Annotated in this window: 22 protein-coding genes and 2 pseudogenes; 5 read left to right on the top strand and 19 right to left on the bottom strand. The window is 29.2% G+C overall.

Going from position 1 to position 19,986, the window contains the following annotated elements; translation table 11 throughout:
• Positions 1 to 39: 39 nt before the first annotated feature.
• Complete coding sequence (locus C7U54_RS06085; protein ID WP_107029653.1) at positions 40 to 828, bottom strand: YoaK family protein; 789 nt, start codon at positions 826 to 828, stop codon at positions 40 to 42.
• 173 nt (positions 829 to 1,001) lie between these two features.
• Between C7U54_RS06085 and tnpA (C7U54_RS06080) the strand changes: the two genes are divergently transcribed.
• The 5 genes and pseudogenes from tnpA (C7U54_RS06080) to C7U54_RS15665 all read left to right on the top strand — a co-directional run bounded on the left by tnpA (C7U54_RS06080) (position 1,002) and on the right by C7U54_RS15665 (position 3,230).
• A complete protein-coding gene (tnpA, locus tag C7U54_RS06080; protein WP_107029652.1) occupies positions 1,002 to 1,322 on the top strand; it encodes an IS66 family insertion sequence element accessory protein TnpA in 321 nt (106 codons plus the stop codon).
• On the top strand, positions 1,262 to 1,621 hold the full coding sequence (gene tnpB / locus C7U54_RS06075) for an IS66 family insertion sequence element accessory protein TnpB (protein WP_107029651.1): 360 nt from the start codon (positions 1,262 to 1,264) through the stop codon (positions 1,619 to 1,621). Before tnpA (C7U54_RS06080) ends, tnpB begins: the two co-directional genes overlap by 61 nt.
• Positions 1,622 to 1,664: 43 nt before the next feature.
• On the top strand, positions 1,665 to 2,252 hold the full coding sequence (locus C7U54_RS06070; protein WP_158546555.1) for an IS66 family transposase: 588 nt from the start codon (positions 1,665 to 1,667) through the stop codon (positions 2,250 to 2,252).
• A gap of 45 nt (positions 2,253 to 2,297) precedes the next feature.
• Positions 2,298 to 3,074: pseudogene (tnpC, locus tag C7U54_RS06060) on the top strand (IS66 family transposase); the annotation flags it as partial.
• Entirely contained in the window at positions 3,069 to 3,230 is a 162-nt protein-coding gene (locus C7U54_RS15665; RefSeq protein ID WP_241522580.1) for a transposase domain-containing protein, read from the top strand. The pseudogene tnpC and the gene C7U54_RS15665, both read left to right, overlap by 6 nt.
• A 107-nt stretch (positions 3,231 to 3,337) precedes the next feature.
• On the opposite strand, the gene C7U54_RS06055 is transcribed toward C7U54_RS15665, so the two are convergent.
• The 18 genes and pseudogenes from C7U54_RS06055 to nrdG all read right to left on the bottom strand — a co-directional run bounded on the left by C7U54_RS06055 (position 3,338) and on the right by nrdG (position 19,923).
• Entirely contained in the window at positions 3,338 to 3,841 is a 504-nt protein-coding gene (locus C7U54_RS06055) for a hypothetical protein (RefSeq protein WP_107029647.1), read from the bottom strand.
• A gap of 5 nt (positions 3,842 to 3,846) precedes the next feature.
• A complete protein-coding gene (locus C7U54_RS06050; RefSeq protein ID WP_107029646.1) occupies positions 3,847 to 5,022 on the bottom strand; it encodes a DUF2812 domain-containing protein in 1,176 nt (391 codons plus the stop codon).
• 17 nt (positions 5,023 to 5,039) lie between these two features.
• The gene (locus tag C7U54_RS06045) at positions 5,040 to 6,194 is read right to left on the bottom strand and encodes a DUF2812 domain-containing protein (RefSeq protein WP_107029645.1); all 1,155 of its coding nucleotides are present in this window, start codon (positions 6,192 to 6,194) and stop codon (positions 5,040 to 5,042) included.
• 4 nt (positions 6,195 to 6,198) lie between these two features.
• Positions 6,199 to 6,507: a PadR family transcriptional regulator gene (locus tag C7U54_RS06040; protein WP_107029644.1), complete on the bottom strand. Its 309-nt coding sequence runs from the start codon at positions 6,505 to 6,507 to the stop codon at positions 6,199 to 6,201.
• A 172-nt stretch (positions 6,508 to 6,679) separates the two neighbouring features.
• A complete protein-coding gene (locus tag C7U54_RS06035) occupies positions 6,680 to 7,294 on the bottom strand; it encodes a thymidine kinase (RefSeq protein WP_107029643.1) in 615 nt (204 codons plus the stop codon).
• A gap of 11 nt (positions 7,295 to 7,305) precedes the next feature.
• The gene (gene dnaB, locus C7U54_RS06030) at positions 7,306 to 8,679 is read right to left on the bottom strand and encodes a replicative DNA helicase (protein WP_022001325.1); all 1,374 of its coding nucleotides are present in this window, start codon (positions 8,677 to 8,679) and stop codon (positions 7,306 to 7,308) included.
• 11 nt (positions 8,680 to 8,690) lie between these two features.
• Complete coding sequence (rplI, locus tag C7U54_RS06025; protein ID WP_022001324.1) at positions 8,691 to 9,137, bottom strand: 50S ribosomal protein L9; 447 nt, start codon at positions 9,135 to 9,137, stop codon at positions 8,691 to 8,693.
• 5 nt (positions 9,138 to 9,142) lie between these two features.
• Entirely contained in the window at positions 9,143 to 11,098 is a 1,956-nt protein-coding gene (locus C7U54_RS06020) for a GGDEF domain-containing protein (RefSeq protein ID WP_022001323.1), read from the bottom strand.
• Between the two features lie 44 nt (positions 11,099 to 11,142).
• The gene (locus tag C7U54_RS06015; protein ID WP_107029642.1) at positions 11,143 to 11,709 is read right to left on the bottom strand and encodes a YybS family protein; all 567 of its coding nucleotides are present in this window, start codon (positions 11,707 to 11,709) and stop codon (positions 11,143 to 11,145) included.
• Positions 11,710 to 11,939: 230 nt separating this feature from the next.
• A complete protein-coding gene (locus C7U54_RS06010) occupies positions 11,940 to 13,091 on the bottom strand; it encodes an RNA-guided endonuclease TnpB family protein (protein WP_107029641.1) in 1,152 nt (383 codons plus the stop codon).
• Between the two features lie 5 nt (positions 13,092 to 13,096).
• Positions 13,097 to 13,492, bottom strand: a complete 396-nt coding sequence (gene tnpA / locus C7U54_RS06005; protein ID WP_107029640.1) for an IS200/IS605 family transposase — start codon at positions 13,490 to 13,492, stop codon at positions 13,097 to 13,099.
• A gap of 151 nt (positions 13,493 to 13,643) precedes the next feature.
• A complete protein-coding gene (locus C7U54_RS06000) occupies positions 13,644 to 15,116 on the bottom strand; it encodes a family 1 glycosylhydrolase (RefSeq protein WP_022000818.1) in 1,473 nt (490 codons plus the stop codon).
• 94 nt (positions 15,117 to 15,210) lie between these two features.
• Positions 15,211 to 16,076 (bottom strand): annotated as a pseudogene (locus C7U54_RS05995) (aldo/keto reductase).
• A 115-nt stretch (positions 16,077 to 16,191) separates the two neighbouring features.
• Complete coding sequence (locus C7U54_RS05990; RefSeq protein ID WP_022000816.1) at positions 16,192 to 17,064, bottom strand: ParB/RepB/Spo0J family partition protein; 873 nt, start codon at positions 17,062 to 17,064, stop codon at positions 16,192 to 16,194.
• Positions 17,057 to 17,824 carry a ParA family protein gene (locus C7U54_RS05985; RefSeq protein ID WP_022000815.1) on the bottom strand — a complete coding sequence of 256 codons (768 nt, stop codon included), beginning with the start codon at positions 17,822 to 17,824 and terminating at the stop codon, positions 17,057 to 17,059. The genes C7U54_RS05990 and C7U54_RS05985 overlap by 8 nt, the downstream gene beginning before the upstream one ends.
• A 2-nt stretch (positions 17,825 to 17,826) precedes the next feature.
• A complete protein-coding gene (locus C7U54_RS05980; RefSeq protein ID WP_022000814.1) occupies positions 17,827 to 18,687 on the bottom strand; it encodes a phosphatidylserine decarboxylase in 861 nt (286 codons plus the stop codon).
• Positions 18,684 to 19,298 carry a CDP-alcohol phosphatidyltransferase family protein gene (locus tag C7U54_RS05975; RefSeq protein ID WP_022000813.1) on the bottom strand — a complete coding sequence of 205 codons (615 nt, stop codon included), beginning with the start codon at positions 19,296 to 19,298 and terminating at the stop codon, positions 18,684 to 18,686. Before C7U54_RS05975 ends, C7U54_RS05980 begins: the two co-directional genes overlap by 4 nt.
• 70 nt (positions 19,299 to 19,368) lie before the next feature.
• Positions 19,369 to 19,923: an anaerobic ribonucleoside-triphosphate reductase activating protein gene (gene nrdG / locus C7U54_RS05970; RefSeq protein ID WP_032091169.1), complete on the bottom strand. Its 555-nt coding sequence runs from the start codon at positions 19,921 to 19,923 to the stop codon at positions 19,369 to 19,371.
• Positions 19,924 to 19,986 lie beyond the last annotated feature (63 nt).

Genomic DNA, 19,986 nt, shown 5'->3' with positions numbered 1-19,986 from the left:
ATACATGAAATAGACGATTTAAACAAGAAAAAATGGGCATTAATGCCCATTTGGAACTTGATCTAATAATTCTTTTTCTTTGACTAAATCAGCATATAATAAGTCCCCTTGTAAAATAATTAAGAAAATAAGTGAACCCCATATAGCTCTATCTTTAAAATAATGACACATCACAGTAGAAAGAACAGCACCACCTATAAAACATAAAATCATACATAAATGTCTTAAAGAACGATTTAAATATTTCTTTTCATGTCTTTTTCTTAACCAACGAACAAAGAAACTCCCTGTTTGTCTAATATGATTTGTTACAAAAGTAGTAGCCATACCTACTTTTTCTGCTTGTCTAAAAGTATTAAATTGCATTGCACAAATAAAGTTAATTGTTACTTGAAATACTTGATCAGGTACACTACTAGGAAGTAGTCCTAAAATAATAACAGTAATTATTTCTACCCCTATTAAGATGGTATCCCATCTTAATTTTCTATATTTCTTTATTTTTAAAGCCAAATATTCAGAAACCATTGTTCCTATAAAATAAGAACTAATAGGAATTAATAAATAAGCAGCTCTTGAGAAATCCATATTACCTAAAGCCATGCCAAATAAAACAATATTGGCTGTTTGGGCATTACAGAAAACACCACCTTTTACTGAAAAAGTATAAGCCCCAAAGAATCCCCCTACAGTAATCAACAATAAAAAACAACGCCAACGTTCACACTCTAGAAAGCCTTCTTCTTTTTGTTCGAGTTCTTCTTCAACTTCTTCTAACTCATCTTCTAATTGTTCTACATTCTGTTCTACTTCGTCATAATTTTCCATTTTTATCACCGCAAATATTATATTCCTGTAATAATTTGTTATCAAGATATAATTCTATTAAAAAAGACACATGTTTTCATGCGCCTTAAGTAAGCGTCAAATAAATAAGCGATTATAAATAATGGATGAATTCAATACAATAAGGATGTACTTAATAAGGAGGCGCATCTTTTTTGATAATTAGAGGAAAAGAAAAATGGAAGGAAGTTATCGAAGCACAGAAACAAAGTGGTTTGACAATTAAAAAGTATTGTAATGACAATCCTATTTGTATTTCCAGCTTCTATAAACAAAAGGCTTTGATTCTTGATGAAGAAAATATTTTTATTCCTGTCATCATTGATAAAAGTAATGATGTTATTGATTTTGATATTGACCGTCATCGTATTTTCTGTTCCAAACAAAATTTCAAGATTTTATTGGAGAACCTGCTATGCTTATCAATAATGATGAAATCAAAAATATTTATGTTACCAAGCAGTTTTGTGACATGAGAAAACAAATTGATGATCTTGCTTTGATTGTTACATCTCAGTTCAGCATGAATGTCTTGGATCATAGCTTGTTTATTTTTACCAATGCTTCACGTAATAGAATCAAGATGCTTTATTATGAAGCCAATGGCTTCTGGCTTTTTACAAGAAGACTTGAAAATGGAAAATTCAAGTTTAAAAAGCATGAGGAATCAGGCGTTTTGATGATTACACCCCAACAGCTCAACTGGCTGATTGAAGGATTGGAATTTGAAAATAAAATTAGTGAGGATACTGTATCAAACTGTATTCTCATCTAATAATTTATGGTATAATCTTTCCTGTTTGAAGGATGTGATGACAATGAAAAAGGATAAAAGAATCAGACAGTTGGAAGCTGAACTTGAAGCAAAAAATACAGTCATAGAAAGTCTGAAACAGGAACTGAATTATGTTCGTGAACAGCTGGTTCTTTATAAAAAAACATTTTATGGATCAAGAAGCGAAAAGATCGAAATACCTGATCAATTGACACTCAACCTTTTCAATGAAGCTGAAACTGAATCAACAGTATTAAAAACAGAACCAGAACTACAGGTAAGAGTTACATCACATTCAAGAAAGAAATCAAAGAAAAGAGGGATTGAAGATCTTCCTGAAACAGTTGTTGAACATGATTTGGAAGATAAAACAGATCCTCAAACAGGGAAGCCATTAAGACTGATTGGAACGAATGAAAGAAAAGAACTTGTCCATCATAAAGAATATTATGAAGTCATAAAACATATTCAATATGTTTACAGCGGGGAGTATGATGAAGAAATTGAAACAACACCAATGTACAAAGGTGATATGCCTAAAGCAGTCATACCTAAAAGTTTTGCTTCACCATCATTGCTCGCATCGATACTTGATAAAAAATACAATCTTTCTTTGCCATTATACAGATAGGAAAAGGCACTTGAACGCATAGGGATTACATTATCGAGGCAGACAATGTCCAACTGGATCATGAAACTCTATGATCTTTACTTTCAAGAATTTGTTGAGTACATGCATGATCAGCTTTTAAAATGTGAATATATCAATGCAGATGAAACAAAGCTGGAAGTATTAGAACTCAAAAAGAGTGAAGGAAAACAGGACTGTTAGATGTGGGTGTATAAAACAGGAAGAAGCGAAGAAAAGAAGATGGTGCTCTATCAGTTTGAAAACGACAGAAAATATGATAGAGCCAGCGATTATCTTGAAGGCTTTAATGGAGTAATTCAAAGTGATGGCTACCAGGCCTATGCAAATATAAAAGATATAAAAAACATGGGATGTTTTGCTCATATTAGAAGAAAACTGGTAGAAGTAATGGATGTTGCGCCAAAAGGGACAGTAATAAAAGAAACCCAAACATATAAAATGTATCAGTTGATCAATAAACTGTTTTATCTTGAGAAGGTATACGATAAAAAATACAAAAAGGATTATGATCGTATAACCAGAGAAAGAAAAACAAAATCACTTCCAGTACTTGAAGAATTCTATGAAATAGTGAAAACAGTTGCGCCACATACACCAAAGAAATCACATTTGGATACGGCAATGACATATGCCATCAATAATGAAAAATATTTAAGATATTATATAGAAGATGGGCGAGTTGAAATAAGCAATAATTCAGCAGAAAGATGTTGTAAGAGCTTTGTCATTGGCAGAAAAAATTTTCTGTTTTCAAACAGCATCAATGGAGCCAAAGCAAGTGGAGCGGCGTACAGCATAATTGAAAGTGCAAAAATAAATGGTCTAAAACCATATGAGTATATAGAATACATACTAACAAGAATGACAGGAAATAAGCTGACAGCAGATTTACTTAAAAAAATCATGCCATGGTCAGAAGAATTACCAAAAAATCTATACAAAAACAAAAAGGCATAGAAATATGTTCTTTTTGTGCAACAATAAAACAAACAGGACATTTTCTTCATTATGAAGGCTTACTGTTTGTTTTTTTATTCTATGATTATAAATTGACGCTTACCGCCTTAATCATAGTATCCATATTCTGTGTCACTCATCAAATATTCATATTCCGATTCATGTTCTTCATCTCTACCTGCTTTATATTCATAGCTAAAAATAATGACTTTATTTTTATCTACAAACGTTCCATAAACAAGTCCACCAGCTTTTTTATTATTTTTGTTTTTAAATTCATATCTATATCCTGGTTTATCCGTATTATCTGATTGATAACTTCTCTTTTTGATGTTTTCTTCTGTATTATAATTTTGGTATATTTCATCTTTTAAAAATGTATAAGCTTCTTTTCTTGTAGATATAGTTTCAACATCTATGGCTTTTAATGTAATTCTATTATTTTTATCTAATTGATAACAATGATAATATTCATTCGAGTCACTACTTTGTTTATATTTTAATGGAAACATATATGATATATGATCTATTTCATAATGATTCATTTCTATTTTCTTTAAACCACATCCAGTAAGTAATACAACTAATAGTAATATAATAATCTTTTTCACTTTAATCACCTAGATCCTCTATATGTTGTAATAATTTTATTTTTTGTTACTACAATTTGATAGTCTTTATTTGTATAAGTATTTCCTTTTTTCTTAAATGATTTTATTGCTTGGTCATAGTTTTTGTAATGAATTTTATTTGTATCAAATTGATAAGTATAATCATCATTTAAAAATTGAATATAAGCATTATTTTCTCTTGTTTCATAATCAGTAAGTATAATAATAAATTTAAATACTCCATTTTTATAAATATCATTTTTAATAGTGATATTTCTTTCATAATAAATAATTTCTTGATTTTTTACTTTTTTTATACAGTTTGTAGTTTTAGTTTTAACCGCTTCACTTTCATAAAGATCATCTATTTTTTCATATGTTTCATATTGTTGGTTATTTTGATTCGTATTTATAAACAAACATAAAGTAAGCATTGCTATAAAAAAGTATCTCATTTGTTTTGTATTGAATTTTGGACTTAACTTTTGTAATATACCAATGATAATAACTGGTATAAACATCATATAAAAAGCATTAGCACTTAATAAAGAAGTAACGATAATACCTATTAAATAAATAATAGAAATAGCAAAGATCAAATAATCTTTTATTCCATTTAATTTCTTTAATATCCTTAAACTTTTATCATATTTTAAAGCATATAAAATTGACAAATTCAAAATAGATGACAACAAAATACCTATAGCTACAGTAAAAATCATTAATACAATAAAATATTTAGTAAATCCTTCATAATAAACAATTGGAAAACCAATTTCAAAGAAATCAATCATCAATAACTTACCAATACCAAATAAGAAATAAGCTAAAATTGGATAAATAAAATAGCGAATCTTTTTAAATTGTTTCATTTTATTATTTTTATCAAAAATAAATTCTGTATTTAAATCAGGAGCATCTTCATCTTCATTTTCTAAAACTCTAAAATCATACAAAGCATTTTTTACTTCATGATATCCCATTTCTTTTAAAAGCTCTTGATATTCTTGAGATACTGGTGTGTAATCTATTTGATACTTATAAACATGTTCATCATGACTAAAACGATAATAATAGCCTATAAAATCTAAACGCCATCCTTTTTTAGACATACTATTAAAATAATCTTGTAATTCTTCATCTAAATACAAACTATTTCTTAAAACATATTTGTGTTTCATCGTCTTATCCTCCCTTATTATTTGTATCTTGTAATAATTCTATTTTTTAATACTTTGATTACATATGTTCCATTGTCATATGTATTTCCTTTTTTATTAAAGGATTGAATAGCTTTTTCATAATGAACATATTGTGTTTTATTACTGTCCCATGAAACATTAGATTTTGTATTTACTGCTTTTTCAAAATTTTGATTATCTCTTGTATCATGTTCTGTTTTGATAATGATGTATTTAAAGATTTCATCTTTATACTTATCTTTTTTAATTAAGACATCTAATTGTGGATAGATACATGTTGTATCTTTTATATCTTTTTCATAATTTGTGATTTTTGTTTTAACAGTGCTGCTTTCAAATAATGAATCATCCATTTGTACCTGAGGAAAAATAAGTCCACAAATAGCAATAGCTACAAAAGCAGCAATGGCACTGTTATATTTATTATTTTTAATAATACGTGATAAAACTACTCCTATAATACATGTAAGTAAAAGATAAACAATGACTTTTAAATCTAATGTTATAAATGATTTCAATAAGTAAAAAACACCACTTATTAATAACAAAATATAAAATAGAATACTTAAATGGTCTTTAATACTGTTTAGTTTCTTTAAGCTTTTTAAATCTTTATCATTTTTTAATGCATATAAAATAGAAAAATTTAAAATTGTCACAAATAAGAGTACAAATGATAAAATAATAAAAACAATACCCATCAACAATGAACCAAATCCTTCATAATAAAGAACAGGTTTACCTATCTCTACAATATCTTTTATAAAAATCTTACCTAACCAAAATAAGAAATAAGCTAAAATTGGATAAATAAAATAGCGAATCTTTTTAAATTGTTTCATTTTATTATTTTTATCAAAAACAAATTCTGTATTTAAATCAGGTGCATCAACATTTTCATTTTCTAAAACTCTAAAATCATCAAATGAATTTCTTACTTCGTGATACCCCATTTCCTTTAAAATATCTTGATATTCACTAGATATAGGGGTGTAATCTATTTGATACTTATAAACATGTTCATCTTTTATAAATCGATAATAATAACCAACAAAATCTAAACGCCATCCTTTTTTAGACATTTCATTAAAATAATCTTGTAACTCTTCATCTAAATACAAACTATTTCTTAAGACATCTTTGTATTTCATATCTTTATCCTCCTATTTGATCTAATAATGAAATTTGTTTAAGCATCCTTTCCTTTTCTTTTTGTAATTTCTTTTTTCCTAGATTTGTAATTTGATAGATTTTTTTATTATTTTCTACTTTCACTAATTTGATATAACATTCTTTTTCAAACTTTGGTAATAAAGTATATAAAGAACCTGCTCCTACAGTGATTTCACCATTAGTAATCCGATTAATTTCACTCATAATTTCATAGCCATGCATTGGTTGATGTAAAACAAGTAATACATAATACATTTGTGGGGTCAATACTTCCATTTCTCTTTTTGGCATTTATTTCATCTCCTATATCGTTTAACGATACTTTCTTCACTTTCATTATATATCGTTAAACGATATATAGCAACAAAAAAAGAACACATGTTATCTCAACATGTGCCTTTTCTTTGTTTATATTAAGGGGAGGTTTTCTTTTACACCCTTATAATAATGAATCTATGTTAATTTATTGTGAACTTTTAGCTTTTCTTTTTATTTTTATAGGTTTGTTGACAACTTCATGACAATGTCTGCATCTTGGTTCATAATGATCAACTGCTCCTACTAAAACAACAGGATCATCAAAAGATGCTGGCTTACCATCTACAAGTCTTTGTGTACGTGTAGCCGGTGAGCCACATTTAGCACAAACAGCTGTTAACTTTGTTACAAATTCTCCTTTTGTTAGAAGTTCAGGCATAACACCAAATGCTTCTCCTCTAAAGTCTTTGTCTAATCCTGCAACCATGACACGAACTCCTTTATCTGCAAGATATTCACATACATCAACAATTTTTTCATCAAAGAATTGCACTTCATCAATAGCAACAACTTGAACATCATCTGTTACTTTATCTAAGATTTCTTCAGGATCATCAATTGCATAACATGGTACTTTTCTACCTGAATGTGAAGCAATTTCTATTTCTGAATAACGATCATCTATTTTAGGTTTGAATACTAATATTTTTTGTTTCGCATAAGATAAAACATTAATTCGTCTAATCAATTCTTCTGTTTTTCCTGCAAACATACATCCACATATAACTTCTATATATCCTTCTCGATATTGGTGATACATTCTTTCTTCTCCTAACCTCTTACATCTCTTACACCCGCACTACTTCCATCAGGACCAATAGGTGCTAAATCTGTAAATCTACTAAAATTCTTTTCAAAAGCAAGGTTAACTTCACCTGTTGCTCCATTTCTGTGCTTAGCGATAATAATTTCTGTTAAACCATTATCTTCCTCTTCTTTACCTTCACTAGCTTTATAATATCCTTCTCGATAAATAAAGGTAACGATATCAGCATCTTGTTCGATGGCTCCTGATTCACGCAAGTCAGACATCATTGGACGTTTATTTGGTCTTTGTTCAACTGAACGTGATAACTGTGATAAAGCAATAACAGGAACATCTAATTCTCTGGCCAACATTTTTAATTGTCTTGAAATATCTGAGACTTCTTGTTGTCTTGATTCTCGATTATTGGAACTTCCAGTAATTAATTGAAGATAATCGATAACAATTAATTTTAAACCATGTTCTTGTTTTAATTTTCGACATTTAGCGACAATTTCATTGATTTTAACTCCTGGCGTATCATCTATGTATAAATTACATTTACTGACTCTTTCAGCTGCCGCATAGTATTTATTTGCATTTGTTTTCAAGATTTCACCTGTTCTCATGGTAGAACCTTCAATTCCACCCATGGAACAAATAATTCTTTGTACTAATTGACTCGCAGGCATTTCTAATGAAAAAATAGCTACTGGATCTTCTGATTTAAAAGCAACATTATGAGCAATATTTAAGGCAAAAGCTGTTTTCCCCATTGCTGGACGTGCCGCTAAAATAATCAAGTCTCCTTTTTGAAGTCCTGATGTTATTTTATCCAAATCTCTAAAATTTGTACGAATACCTGAAATATTACCATCAATACTTTGTAATTTATTTAAACGATCCGTTACTTCTCTAATAACTTTTTTTACATCGACGAATTCTCCGGCATTACGATCTCTCGTAATGGCCAACATTGTTTTTTCACTTTCATCAATAAAACCATCAATATCTTCAATATCTCCAAAAGCATTTTCAGCTATTTTTGTTGTTTCATTGATAATTTTTCTTAAAATCGATTTATTATGAATAATCTTTAAATAATATTCACTATGAGCTAAAGTTGGAACTGAATCACTTAATTGTCTTAAGTATTCTACTCCACCTACTTTATCTAATTGGCTATGATCTAATAGATAAGAAGTAATCGTTGTAACATCAACAGGTATATTTTGTCTCGAAAGTTCACTCATTGCATTGAATAATACTTTATGTGATTCTTCATAAAAATCTCTATCTTCACACTTATTCAAAATATCTTGGCAAGCTTCTTTTGATATAAGCATAGATCCCAGTAAAGAACGTTCTGCCTCTAAATCATGTGGGAAAACTCTTGGCATAAATCTCCCTCCTATTTTTCAGATAAGTGAACTCTAATAGTAGCGATAACTCCTTTGTATAGTTCAACTTTTAAGTTTGAATATCCTAATGCTCCAATTGGATGTGCATTGATAAATTTTCTTTTATCGACTCTAATATCATATTTTTCTCTTAATTGTTCAACGATATGTTTTGTTGAAACACTTCCAAATGTTTTACCATCTTTACCAGATTTTAAAACAAATTCTAATGTAATACCTTCAATTTTTTCTTTTAGTGCTTCCGCATTTTTCTTGTTTTCAATATCTTGTAATCTTGCTTCTTCTTTTTGTTGTTCTAAAATCTTTTTAGCACCTGCTGTTTCCTTAACAGCTAATTTATTTTTAATTAAGAAGTTTTGTCCATATCCATCAGATACATTGACAACATCCCCTTTTTTACCTACTTTTCTAACATCTTCTAATAAAACTACTTTCATCTTTTTTACCCTCTTTCATCCAAATATTGATCAATAGCTTCTTCTAACTTATCGATCGTTTCCTTAACAGTTTTTTCTTCAACCTGACAAGCAGCCATTGAAAAATGACCACCACCTCCAAGTTTTTCCATAATCAATTGCACATTAACCTCTGCCTTAGAACGAGCAGAAATAGCAATCTTATCCTTATCTACGCGTCCTGCAACAAATACCGCTTTAATTTCAGCAATATTTAATAACTCATTACCAACTTTCGCTAGTAGAGGTCTTGTATAAATTTCTTCTTCATTTCCATATGCTATTAGTATATCATTTCCAAAACGATATGCATTAGCTGAAATAGACATTTTTTCTTGTGTCGTTTTGTAATCATCTTGCAAGAACTCATAAGCTCTAGAAACATTCGCTTGTTTTTCTTTAAGCTTTGAAGCAATTTGAAAAGTACGTGATCCAACATGATTTCTAAAATAGTTTGTATCCACCAACATTCCCGCATACATAACAGTTGCTTCTGTTGGTAAAACTTCAATTTCAACTCTTTGATACTCAAATAATTCAACCACTAATTCTACAGTTGAAGAAGCAGCTGGTTCCAAATAAGTTAAAATTGGTGAATCAACAAAGTCTTCCCCTCGACGATGATGATCAATCACGACTATCTTTTCAGCCTTATCCAAAAGTTCTTCACTAATAGCCAATGCTGGCTTATGATTATCAACACAAATAAGTAATGTATCTTCATCAATTAAATCAATGGCTTTTGCAGGAGAAATAATTTTTCCTTTATATAAATCCTCTGCCATTAAACGACGTGCAATATTTCCTGTTTTTTCTTCTAAAGAATTTTCATCAACAATCACATAAGCATCCTTTTCAAATGCTTTAGCAAATTTAGCAACCGCTAAACTTGCTCCAAAAGAATCTAAATCAGATTGTTTATGTCCCATAATAAGGATATTTTGGCTTTGTTTTACTATACTTGCTAGTGTTTGTGAAATAACACGTGCTCTAACACGGTTCGCTTTTTCACTATTTTCACTATTTCCACCAAAATATCGAATTTCTTCATCTAATGTTTTTACTGCCACTTGATCTCCACCACGTGAATACGATAAAGAAATAGCACTAAAAGCAAGTTCATCTAATTCACGTAAAACTTTAGATCCTCTTCCTATTCCCATTGATAAAGACATCACGGCACCAATTGATTCCATCTTTTGTTTAAATTCATCTAAAATACAAAAACGAACTTCTACTTGTTTACGATAAATCCTTTCATTAAAAACAGCTAAATAACCATCTTCTTTATATCTTTTTAAGATAATTCCATTATCTTTGGCCCAATCAAAAATCATTTGTCTTGAAGTTGTTTCAATCATGACTGATTTTTGTTCATCTGCATATTCAATAGAATCATCATAATTATCAATTGTTAAATAGGCAACACATAATTGTTGATCATTATATTCCTTTTCAATCGTTGTTAAATCTGTTACATCTTTTAAAAATAATAAACGATTATTTCTAGAATTATAAACTTCATATTTTCTAGAATTAATATCTATTGTTCTAACATCTTCATCTTCAAAAAGTATTGCGAGTAAAGGTTGCCATTCAAGTAATTTCTTCCCTACGATACGAATACCAAGTTCATGTAATAAATCACTGACCCAAACAACATTTCTATTTTCATCATATTTAATAAGCCCTATTCCACCAAAAATCAAAGCATTCTTTGATTCATTATTTAATGCTTCTTTAACACTATAAGTTGTTTCACTAAACATATTATGGAGATAATAGAGAACAATGATACAAACAACATTTTTTATTAAAATATAAATCATTAAAGCTAAAGTAACACGATTTTGTAAAAACATATAAGTTAATAAAACTAATACAAATTCTATACCTAATAAAGCAACTATTGTATTTCTAAGTTGCATAAGCTTCTTAATCATGAAATACCCTCCTCTTTATTACCTTATATTATACATGAATTCATTTATTTCATCATCTTATTTTTATTCATTCGAAGGATAAATAGATTCGTGTAAACTTTAATAATATAAACTTCTGAAAATGATAAAACGATCCATAAAATAATAAACATTCCATTCTTTAAAAAATCACTTTCTAAAAAAGGAAAAAGACCAACAATACTATAATAAATATCTTTTGCATCTGTAAAAGTATTTAAACCTAATAAAGAATTTAATAAAAATAAAACAATATAATTCTTCAACATACTATAAACTCTTAAAATCCATTTACCATCAATCTTCTTTTTTATACAATAAATATATAAAATACCTAATGGTAAAGTAAAAAAAGAATACAAAGTAAAAAATAGTTCACCTGTTAAAAATAAAATAAACGTACTTGTAAACAAGACAAGAACAGCCATCTTTTCATTAAACTTAAACGTATAATAAGCTAAGGCAACTGTCATTAGATAAATAAAAATAATATCAAACATCGTCCCTGTATAAACATTTACAACTGATAACACTCCAAAAAGAGCTGCCATAAATGCTCCTGTTACAATTTGTTTTGTCTTTTCTCTATTCATTTCATCACCGTGATTATCATACAACTTTATCGCTTATCTGTCACTTATATAAAGAAAAAAGAGATTCCTTAGAATCTCTAGTCGTGAACTACTCCGACTTACACTTCGTTTAGAAGTCGGAGCTTCTTGCTTCAACCACTACAGCCTCTAATGACAATACATTATAGGTCTTACACAGTGTCCACAAGCGTATAAGTTTGGCTCGTCCCAAGCCTACTTTTATAATTTATCTATAAGGACTGAAGAATCCTCAATCCTTCTGTAAGTATATTGATTGCTGCATTATGGTCTCTGTCTCCAGTATAACCACAATCACATGTATAAAATCGGTCTTTTAGGTCGAGTTTTTTTACACTTCCACAGCAATGACAGATTTGACTAGAAGGGTACCACTTGTCAACTTTTACAAAATATTTACCTCTTTCTTTAAGCTTGTACTCAAGCATATTAAGAAACATTCCATAGCCATTATCGAAGGTCGCTTTTCCATTGCCAAAACCTTTATTTCCAATAGCTTTCATATCTAAGTCTTCGACACATACGATATCATACTGATTGGCTATCTCAGTAGATTTCTTATGAAGACTGTCGAGACGTTGATTCGCTATTTTTCTATAGATTCTGTTTACTTTTCTCATTTGTTTAAAATAGTTGCTTGATTTTGTTTCATTCTTTTTAGAACCTGCTTTTCGTGAAAGTCTTCTTTGTTCTTTAGCAAGCTTCTTATGACTTTCTCGATAGTATTTATGAACTCCTGCTTTATTCCCATTACTGTCCATATAAAGTCCATCGGATTTATAGTCAAGTCCAATAGCATTTGTACTTGATTTGGAAACAGATGGAATGTCTTCCTGTTCATATTCAAAAAGAACGGAAGCAAAATAGTTACCGACACTATCTTGAGAGACAGTAACAGATTTAAGCTTCCAATCATCTTTAGGCAACTTATGAATAACAGCTTTGACCATTCCAACTTTAGGAAGCTTTATGACATTTTTACCAATAAGAATATTGTTGTTTGTAAAGTTTGTTGTATACGACTTTTTAGATTTTCTTTTGCTTTTGAATTTAGGGAAATGATTTTGTTTTTTAAAAAATCTGTCATAGGCGTCTGCTAAATGAAAAACGGCATTTGAAACAGCAAATTTATCTATTTCTTTGAGAAAATCATAATCTTTTTTTAATGTACGAGTAGCGAACTCATTTGATTTAAGCTTAGAAAGATGGGATTCTCCATCTTTGTATCTTTGTTTTTGTAAGGCAAGTAATTGGTTATAGACAAATCGACAGCAACCAAAAGTTTTTGCAAACATGACTTTTTGTTCATCATTTGGATAGAGTCTATATTTAATTGCCTTGTTACTTTTGTTTGCTTTTGACATATATTTTACCTTCCTTGCGTTTGAATATATTCCTTAATAATATCTACGGTCACCCCACCTGTAGATATCAAACAATAGCTTTGTGACCAGAACATATCCTTCCATAAATGTTTCTTGATTTCTGGATATTCTTTTTTTATAAGTCTACTGCTTGCTGATTTATAAGCATTGATAAATTTAGAAATCTCACTATTAGGCTGTCCTCTGAACAGTACATGAACATGGTCTTTATCGTGATTCCATTCTTCCAACGAAATATTATAATTAAGGCATATGTTTTTAAATATCTCTTTAAGCCGTAATGAGATAGCATCATCAATAACATTATTCCTGTATTTGACACACATAATTAAATGATAATTAAGCATGAACACTGAATGATTATTAGTATCAAGTTCCATAGCAATATCCTTCCTAAAATCAAGTACGACTGAGCGTCTTTTATACTTATAATATATCACAGCTGCACGTCTAAAACAACATCTCTTATAAAAACTATAAAAGGAGCTAGACCCTTCCCTACGCTTCGCTTAGAGGAAGGGGATTGCGCTCCTATTTTTGTTCAAATAAACAAGCTCCATTTGTTTCAATAACATGTTTATACCAATCAAATGATTTCTTCTTATATCTTTTATAAGTACCATTACCTAAATCATCTGCATCTACATAAATAAATCCATAACGTTTAGACATTTGTTTTGTACTTTCAGATACTAAATCAATACATCCCCAAGATGTATAACCCATTAAATCAACACCATCTTCATAGATTGCATTATACATTTCTCTAAAGTGAGCATCAAAATAATCGATACGATATTGATCATCTACTTTACCATCAACAAGTTCATCTTTAGCTCCTAAACCATTTTCTACAATAAACAATGGTTTTCTATAACGATCATATAAATCTACCAAAGAAACTCTTAAACCGATTGGATCAATTTGCCATCCCCAATCAGAACTTGGAATATAAGGGTTTTTAATCGCAATATTAGTATTAGCAGCTGTTTTCTTTAATCCAGCATCATCTTTAGCAACACAGCTTGATGAATAATAACTAAATGAAACAAAATCAACTGGATATTTTTTCATGATTTCTAAATCATGTTCTTCCATTTTAATATTTAAACCTTCATTTTTAAATTTAGTTAATAAATAAGCAGGATATTCTCCAAAGACTTGAGTATCGCTATAACAATACGTACTTCTCATATCTTGTTGTGCTTGTAAAACATCTTCTGGTTTACAAGTATATGGATAATAAGTTAATTTTGTAAGCATACATCCTACTTTACAGTCTGGATTTTTTTCATGCGCAATTTTTGTTGCAAGAGCACTTGCGACAAATTGATGATGCATTGCTTGGAAAATAACTTCTGGAAAGTTTTTACCTTCAAAACGATCTCTTACAAGTCCTCCTGTTGTATAAGGATGTCTAATCATTGAATCAACTTCATTAAAAGTTAGCCAATATTTGACTTTATCTTTATAACGATCAGTAATAACATCTACATATTTAACAAACATATCAATAACTTCTCGATCATACCAACCATTATAATTTAATACTAAGTTGATTGGTGGTTCATAATGTGACATTGTAACAAGTGGTTCGATACCATATTTGTGACATTCATCAAAAATATCATCATAGAATTTTAAACCTTCTTCATTTGGTTCTTTGTCATCTCCATTTGGGAAAATACGTGACCAAGCAATAGAAAGTCTAAATACTTTAAATCCCATTTCAGCAAATAATTTAATATCTTCTTTATAATGATGATACCCATCTGAACCATGTCTTTTTGGATAAAGACTTGTATCATCACTTTTCATTGCTTCTAAAATTTCTTCTGTTGAAATTTCATTTTGTTTAGCATAATCTTGAACATCTACATCTAAATGATGGCGAGCACAATCGGAAACAGAAACTCCTTTTCCTCCTTCATTCCATCCACCTTCATATTGGTTAGCAGCAACAGCGCCACCCCATAAAAATCCTTCTGGAAATTTTTTTACCATTTTAATATCCTCCGCGTTTCTCTAAAACCATCTTAACACCTTATATAAAAAAAGCATGATTATTTCATTTAATGAAAATAATCATACTTACTCGTTAATCATGTATTTTTTTAGCTAAACACATTTCCACAAATTCAACATCAAAATGTTTAGCTCTTGATCCTGAATAACCCATATCTAATGATGAGATTTGTTTCATTTCTTCTTCATTTAATTCAAAATCAAAGATATCTATATTTTCTTTAATTCTTTCTACATGTGTTGATTTTGGTATAACAATGACTCCTCTTTGGATATTCCATCTAAGTATTACTTGTCCTACTGTTTTATTATGTTTTTCTGCAATTTCTTTTAACATTTCATCTTCAAAGGGATTATATCTCCCTCCACCTAATGGTGCCCATGCTTCAGGAACAACATTATAATATTTCATTGTTTCCAAAGCTTTTTCTTGTGTGTAATAAGGATGTAATTCTACTTGATTGACCATTGGTTTAATTTCTACTGTATGGACAAAGTTAACAAGAATATGTGCATAAAAGTTTGAAACACCAATTGCTTTTAACTTACCTTCTTTATACGCATCTTCCATGGCCCTCCAGGCACTAAAATAATCTCCCATCGCTTGATGTAACAAATATAAATCTAAATAACCTAAACCACTTTTTTCAATAGAAGCATCAATTGCTTGTTTAGCCATTTCATAATTTTGCATATCTTGAACCCACATTTTAGAAGTAATAAATCTTCTCTTGTGCAAATTCCTTCAGCAATTGCTCTTTTAACGCCTGCACCAACCGCATCTTCATTATAATAAGCTGCAGCTGTATCAATTAAACGATATCCTGCTTTAATTGCTTGATATACTGATTCTTCACATTCTTTTTTATCTGGTACTCTAAAGACACCAAATCCAATTGTAGGAATTTTTAATCCGTTATTTAATGTTTGATATTCCATAATATGACCTCTTTTCTTACTTATATTTTGAAATAAAGAAGTCTAAATGTACAATATCAATTTTGCAATCTACTATAACTTTGTTGCATAGAAAAAACTTGGTTTTTAACCAAGTTTAGCTTTCTTCAATAACACCCATTAATTCTAATAATCTATTTAAATCATCTGTGTCAGAGTATTTAATTGTAATAGACTTATCATCAACTTTGATTCTTGTACGATATTTTTTTCTAAGTAATCCTTCAACATATTGATATTCTTTAGGTTTTTCAACCTTAGGTTTATTTTTTCTGGCTTCTTGAAGTTCAAAACCTTTTACAATATTTTCAACATCTCTAACAGATAACTTTTCATCAATAACTCTTTTAGCAATCTTTAATGCTCTTTCTTTATCCAATGTAATTAAAGCTCTTGCATGTCCCATTGATAAAGAACCATCTAATACATATTCTTGAATCTTTTCAGGTAAATTCAATAATCTAAGTGTATTTGTAATATGTGTTCTTGATTTTCCAATACGTTTAGCTAATTCATTTTGTGTAAGTTTAAGTTTTTCCATCATCGTTTGATAAGCTTGTGCTTCTTCGATGGCATTTAAATCTTCTCTTTGAATATTTTCTAATAAAGCAATTTCCATCATTTGTTGATCACTAAAATCAACAATAATTGCTGGAACTTCTTCTAAATGTGCCATTCTAGCTGCACGACATCTTCTTTCACCAGCAACAATTTCATATCCTTGAACAGATTTCTTTAAAATAACTGGTTGAAAAATACCATGTTCTTGAATTGATAAAGCAAGTTCATTTAAAGCTTGTTCATCAAATACTTTTCTTGGTTGATAAGGATTAGGTCTAATTTCATCTAATTTGATTTTTTCTTGACTACTTTCAGGTGTATTATGTTCAATATCATCAATTAATGATGTAATATCTCCACCAAAAATAGCATCTAATCCTTTATTTAATTTTTTCTTTTTCTCAGCCATTTCTACTCAACACTTCCTTTGCAAGTTCTTTATAAGCTTGAGCCCCAACAGAAGATCCATCATAATCAAAAATACAGATTCCTGCACTTGGTGCTTCAGATAATTTAATATTTCTTGGAATAACAGTTTTATAAACTTTTTCTTTAAAATACTTTCTTACTTCTTGAGAAACTTCCAATCCTAAATTTGTACGTTGATCTAACATTGTTAATAATAAACCTTCAATAGAAAGTTTTTTATTAAAATGATTTTGTGTTAATTTAATTGTATTTAACAATTGTGTTAAACCTTCAAGTGCATAGTATTCACATTGTACTGGGATAAGTACTGTATCACATGAAGTTAATGCATTTGTATTTAATAAACCAAGGGCTGGTGGACAATCAATAAAAACAAAGTCATAATAATCTTTAATTTTATCTAATGATTGTTTTAAACGCACTTCTCTTCCTTGTTTTACATGTGCTAATTCTAAATCTATCCCCGCTAAATCTATTTCTCCTGGTGCAACATCTAGATTTTCAATATAAGAATGTTGAATTACTTTTTCTAAACCAACTTCTCCTGTTAAAACATGATATGTTGATAATTCAATATAATCTCTATCGATACCAATACCTTGTGTTGCATTTGCTTGAGGATCCATATCTATAAGTAACACTTTATAATTCATCTTCGCAAGTGCAGCTGATAAATTAACGCTTGTCGTTGTTTTACCAACGCCACCCTTTTGATTTGTAATTGCTATAACCTTCGACATCTTTACACCCCTTTATGTCCTATCGTTTGTCCTAGTAATACTCTTGTTTCAATGTTCTCACTAGAATTATTTATAATATCATCATCTATTTTGACAGTATCTTTTTTCAAAATCAATACAACTGTTGATCCACCAAATTCAAAATAACCTTTTTCTTCTCCTTTAGTAGCAATACTATGTTTATAATTGACAATTTTACCAACCATCATTGCTCCTACTTCCATTTGAATCATTCTACCAAAGTTATTTGAATCAATCACAGTGTACTCTCTACTATTCATTTTGTATATAGGATAATAATCATTTGCGATAGGATTAACAGTATGAAAAATACCTTTGATTTTCTTATGGGAAACAATTTGACCATCATCTACATAACTATAACGATGATAATCATCAACAGCTAAACGAAATACAAGACATATTCCACCATCATATTCTTTAGCTAATGTTTCATCTTGTAATAAATCTTTTAATTGGTATTTTGTATCCTTGATTTCTAAAATCGTATCATCATTTATTGGATAATAAGTAAGTTTACTATCAGCAGGTGCCATCAATACATCTTTAGAGTCGTCAAATGGTCTTTGACCATCCTTTATTCTTCTTGTAAAGAAATCGTTATAACTTTTATATTTCTTTTCTTCATATTGACTCATATCAATATCATTATTTTTAATAAACGAAGAAATACTTGTCTTTGAAAATGGTGAAGACATATATAAACCACCTAAGTGCGTAACAAATGGTGATACTAAGATTTTTAAAGCACATCTACCAGCAGATGTGCTATATAATTTTTTTAATAATTTATTTTGACCCTCTAATTCTTTAACGATATGTCCTTGACGATCTTTAATCATGAAAAACAAAGAATTTGCACAAGTTCTACAACAACTAGAACACCAAGTGCAATAAGTCCTTTCCCTTTTAATTTTGGCACTTTAAAATCAACAACAAATAAAATACCTGTAATTAACATTAAAGTTCCATATAAGTAATCTAAACCAAAAATAACATATCTTAAAGCAAATGCAAAAGGTAAAATAAAGGCTGAAGTTGTAACTGGTAAACCTTGATAATACTTTCTTTTTTCTGTTGTTTGTTGCTGTCTTGTTTCTTCAGTAACATTAAAATAAGCTAAACGAATAACTGCTGCTAATACATAAAGTATTTCAATAGCAAGCCATCCTACTGAAGATAATCCTAAATTATATCCTAGTATTGCTGGAAAAACACCAAAAGAAATAAGATCACATAAAGAATCTATTTGAATACCAAATTTCTTTTCTTCCTCTGTACGATTCTTCTTACTTCTTGCTACCATTCCATCAAAAGTATCACAAATACCACACATCATTAAACAAATAAATGACCATTGATAAACACCTATGACAGATAAGTGAATTCCTACCATCGCAAAAACTAATGATAAATATGTAAGAATGACAGTGTAACTATAAAATCCTATCATATTCTACTCCCTCTATAATTAACGAAAACATTATAGCATAATTTTATCTAATTATGTAGTGTATATCGTCTTATTCATATTTTTGAAAATTTCTATTTTCATTCAAATCTTTATATAAAATAATTTCATCTTTTTCTAAACTTTGTTTAACATCTATAATTCTTTGATTAGACGATCCTCTAAACTTTAAACTTAAATCTTTAAGTTCTTCAATAAACTTACCATCTACTAGAACATCGATATAAGATAACAATTCATCAGTTACTTCACATCTTGCTCGACTTTCACTTAAAAGTTCTTGATCAAAGAGATAACCTGTATAACACCAAATATCCTTTTGTGGATAAAGTTCTTTCACTCTTTTAATAAATGGTAATAACGCTCTTTGATTACTTGGTTCCATTGGTTCTCCTCCAAGTAAAGACAATCCTGTTATATGTTCTGGTTTTAAATAATCTATAATTAAATCTTCTACTTCTTGATTAAACTCTTTTCCATATTTAAAATCCCATGTCATTTGATTAAAACAATTCTTACAGTGATGCGTGCATCCTGATACAAATAAAGAAACTCTAACTCCTAAGCCATTAGCGATATCAAAATTCTTAATTTCTGCATAATTCATTTCAATTCCTCTTTTCATATTTTCCTATTATACAACAATTCTTTATAGATTCTATTGATATAA

This window comes from Faecalibacillus intestinalis (assembly GCF_003024685.1).
GTDB lineage: Bacteria > Bacillota_I > Bacilli_A > Erysipelotrichales > Coprobacillaceae > Faecalibacillus > Faecalibacillus intestinalis.
The sequence above is the reverse complement of the archived record's forward strand: the minus strand, read 5'-3'. Positions and strand labels throughout refer to the sequence as shown.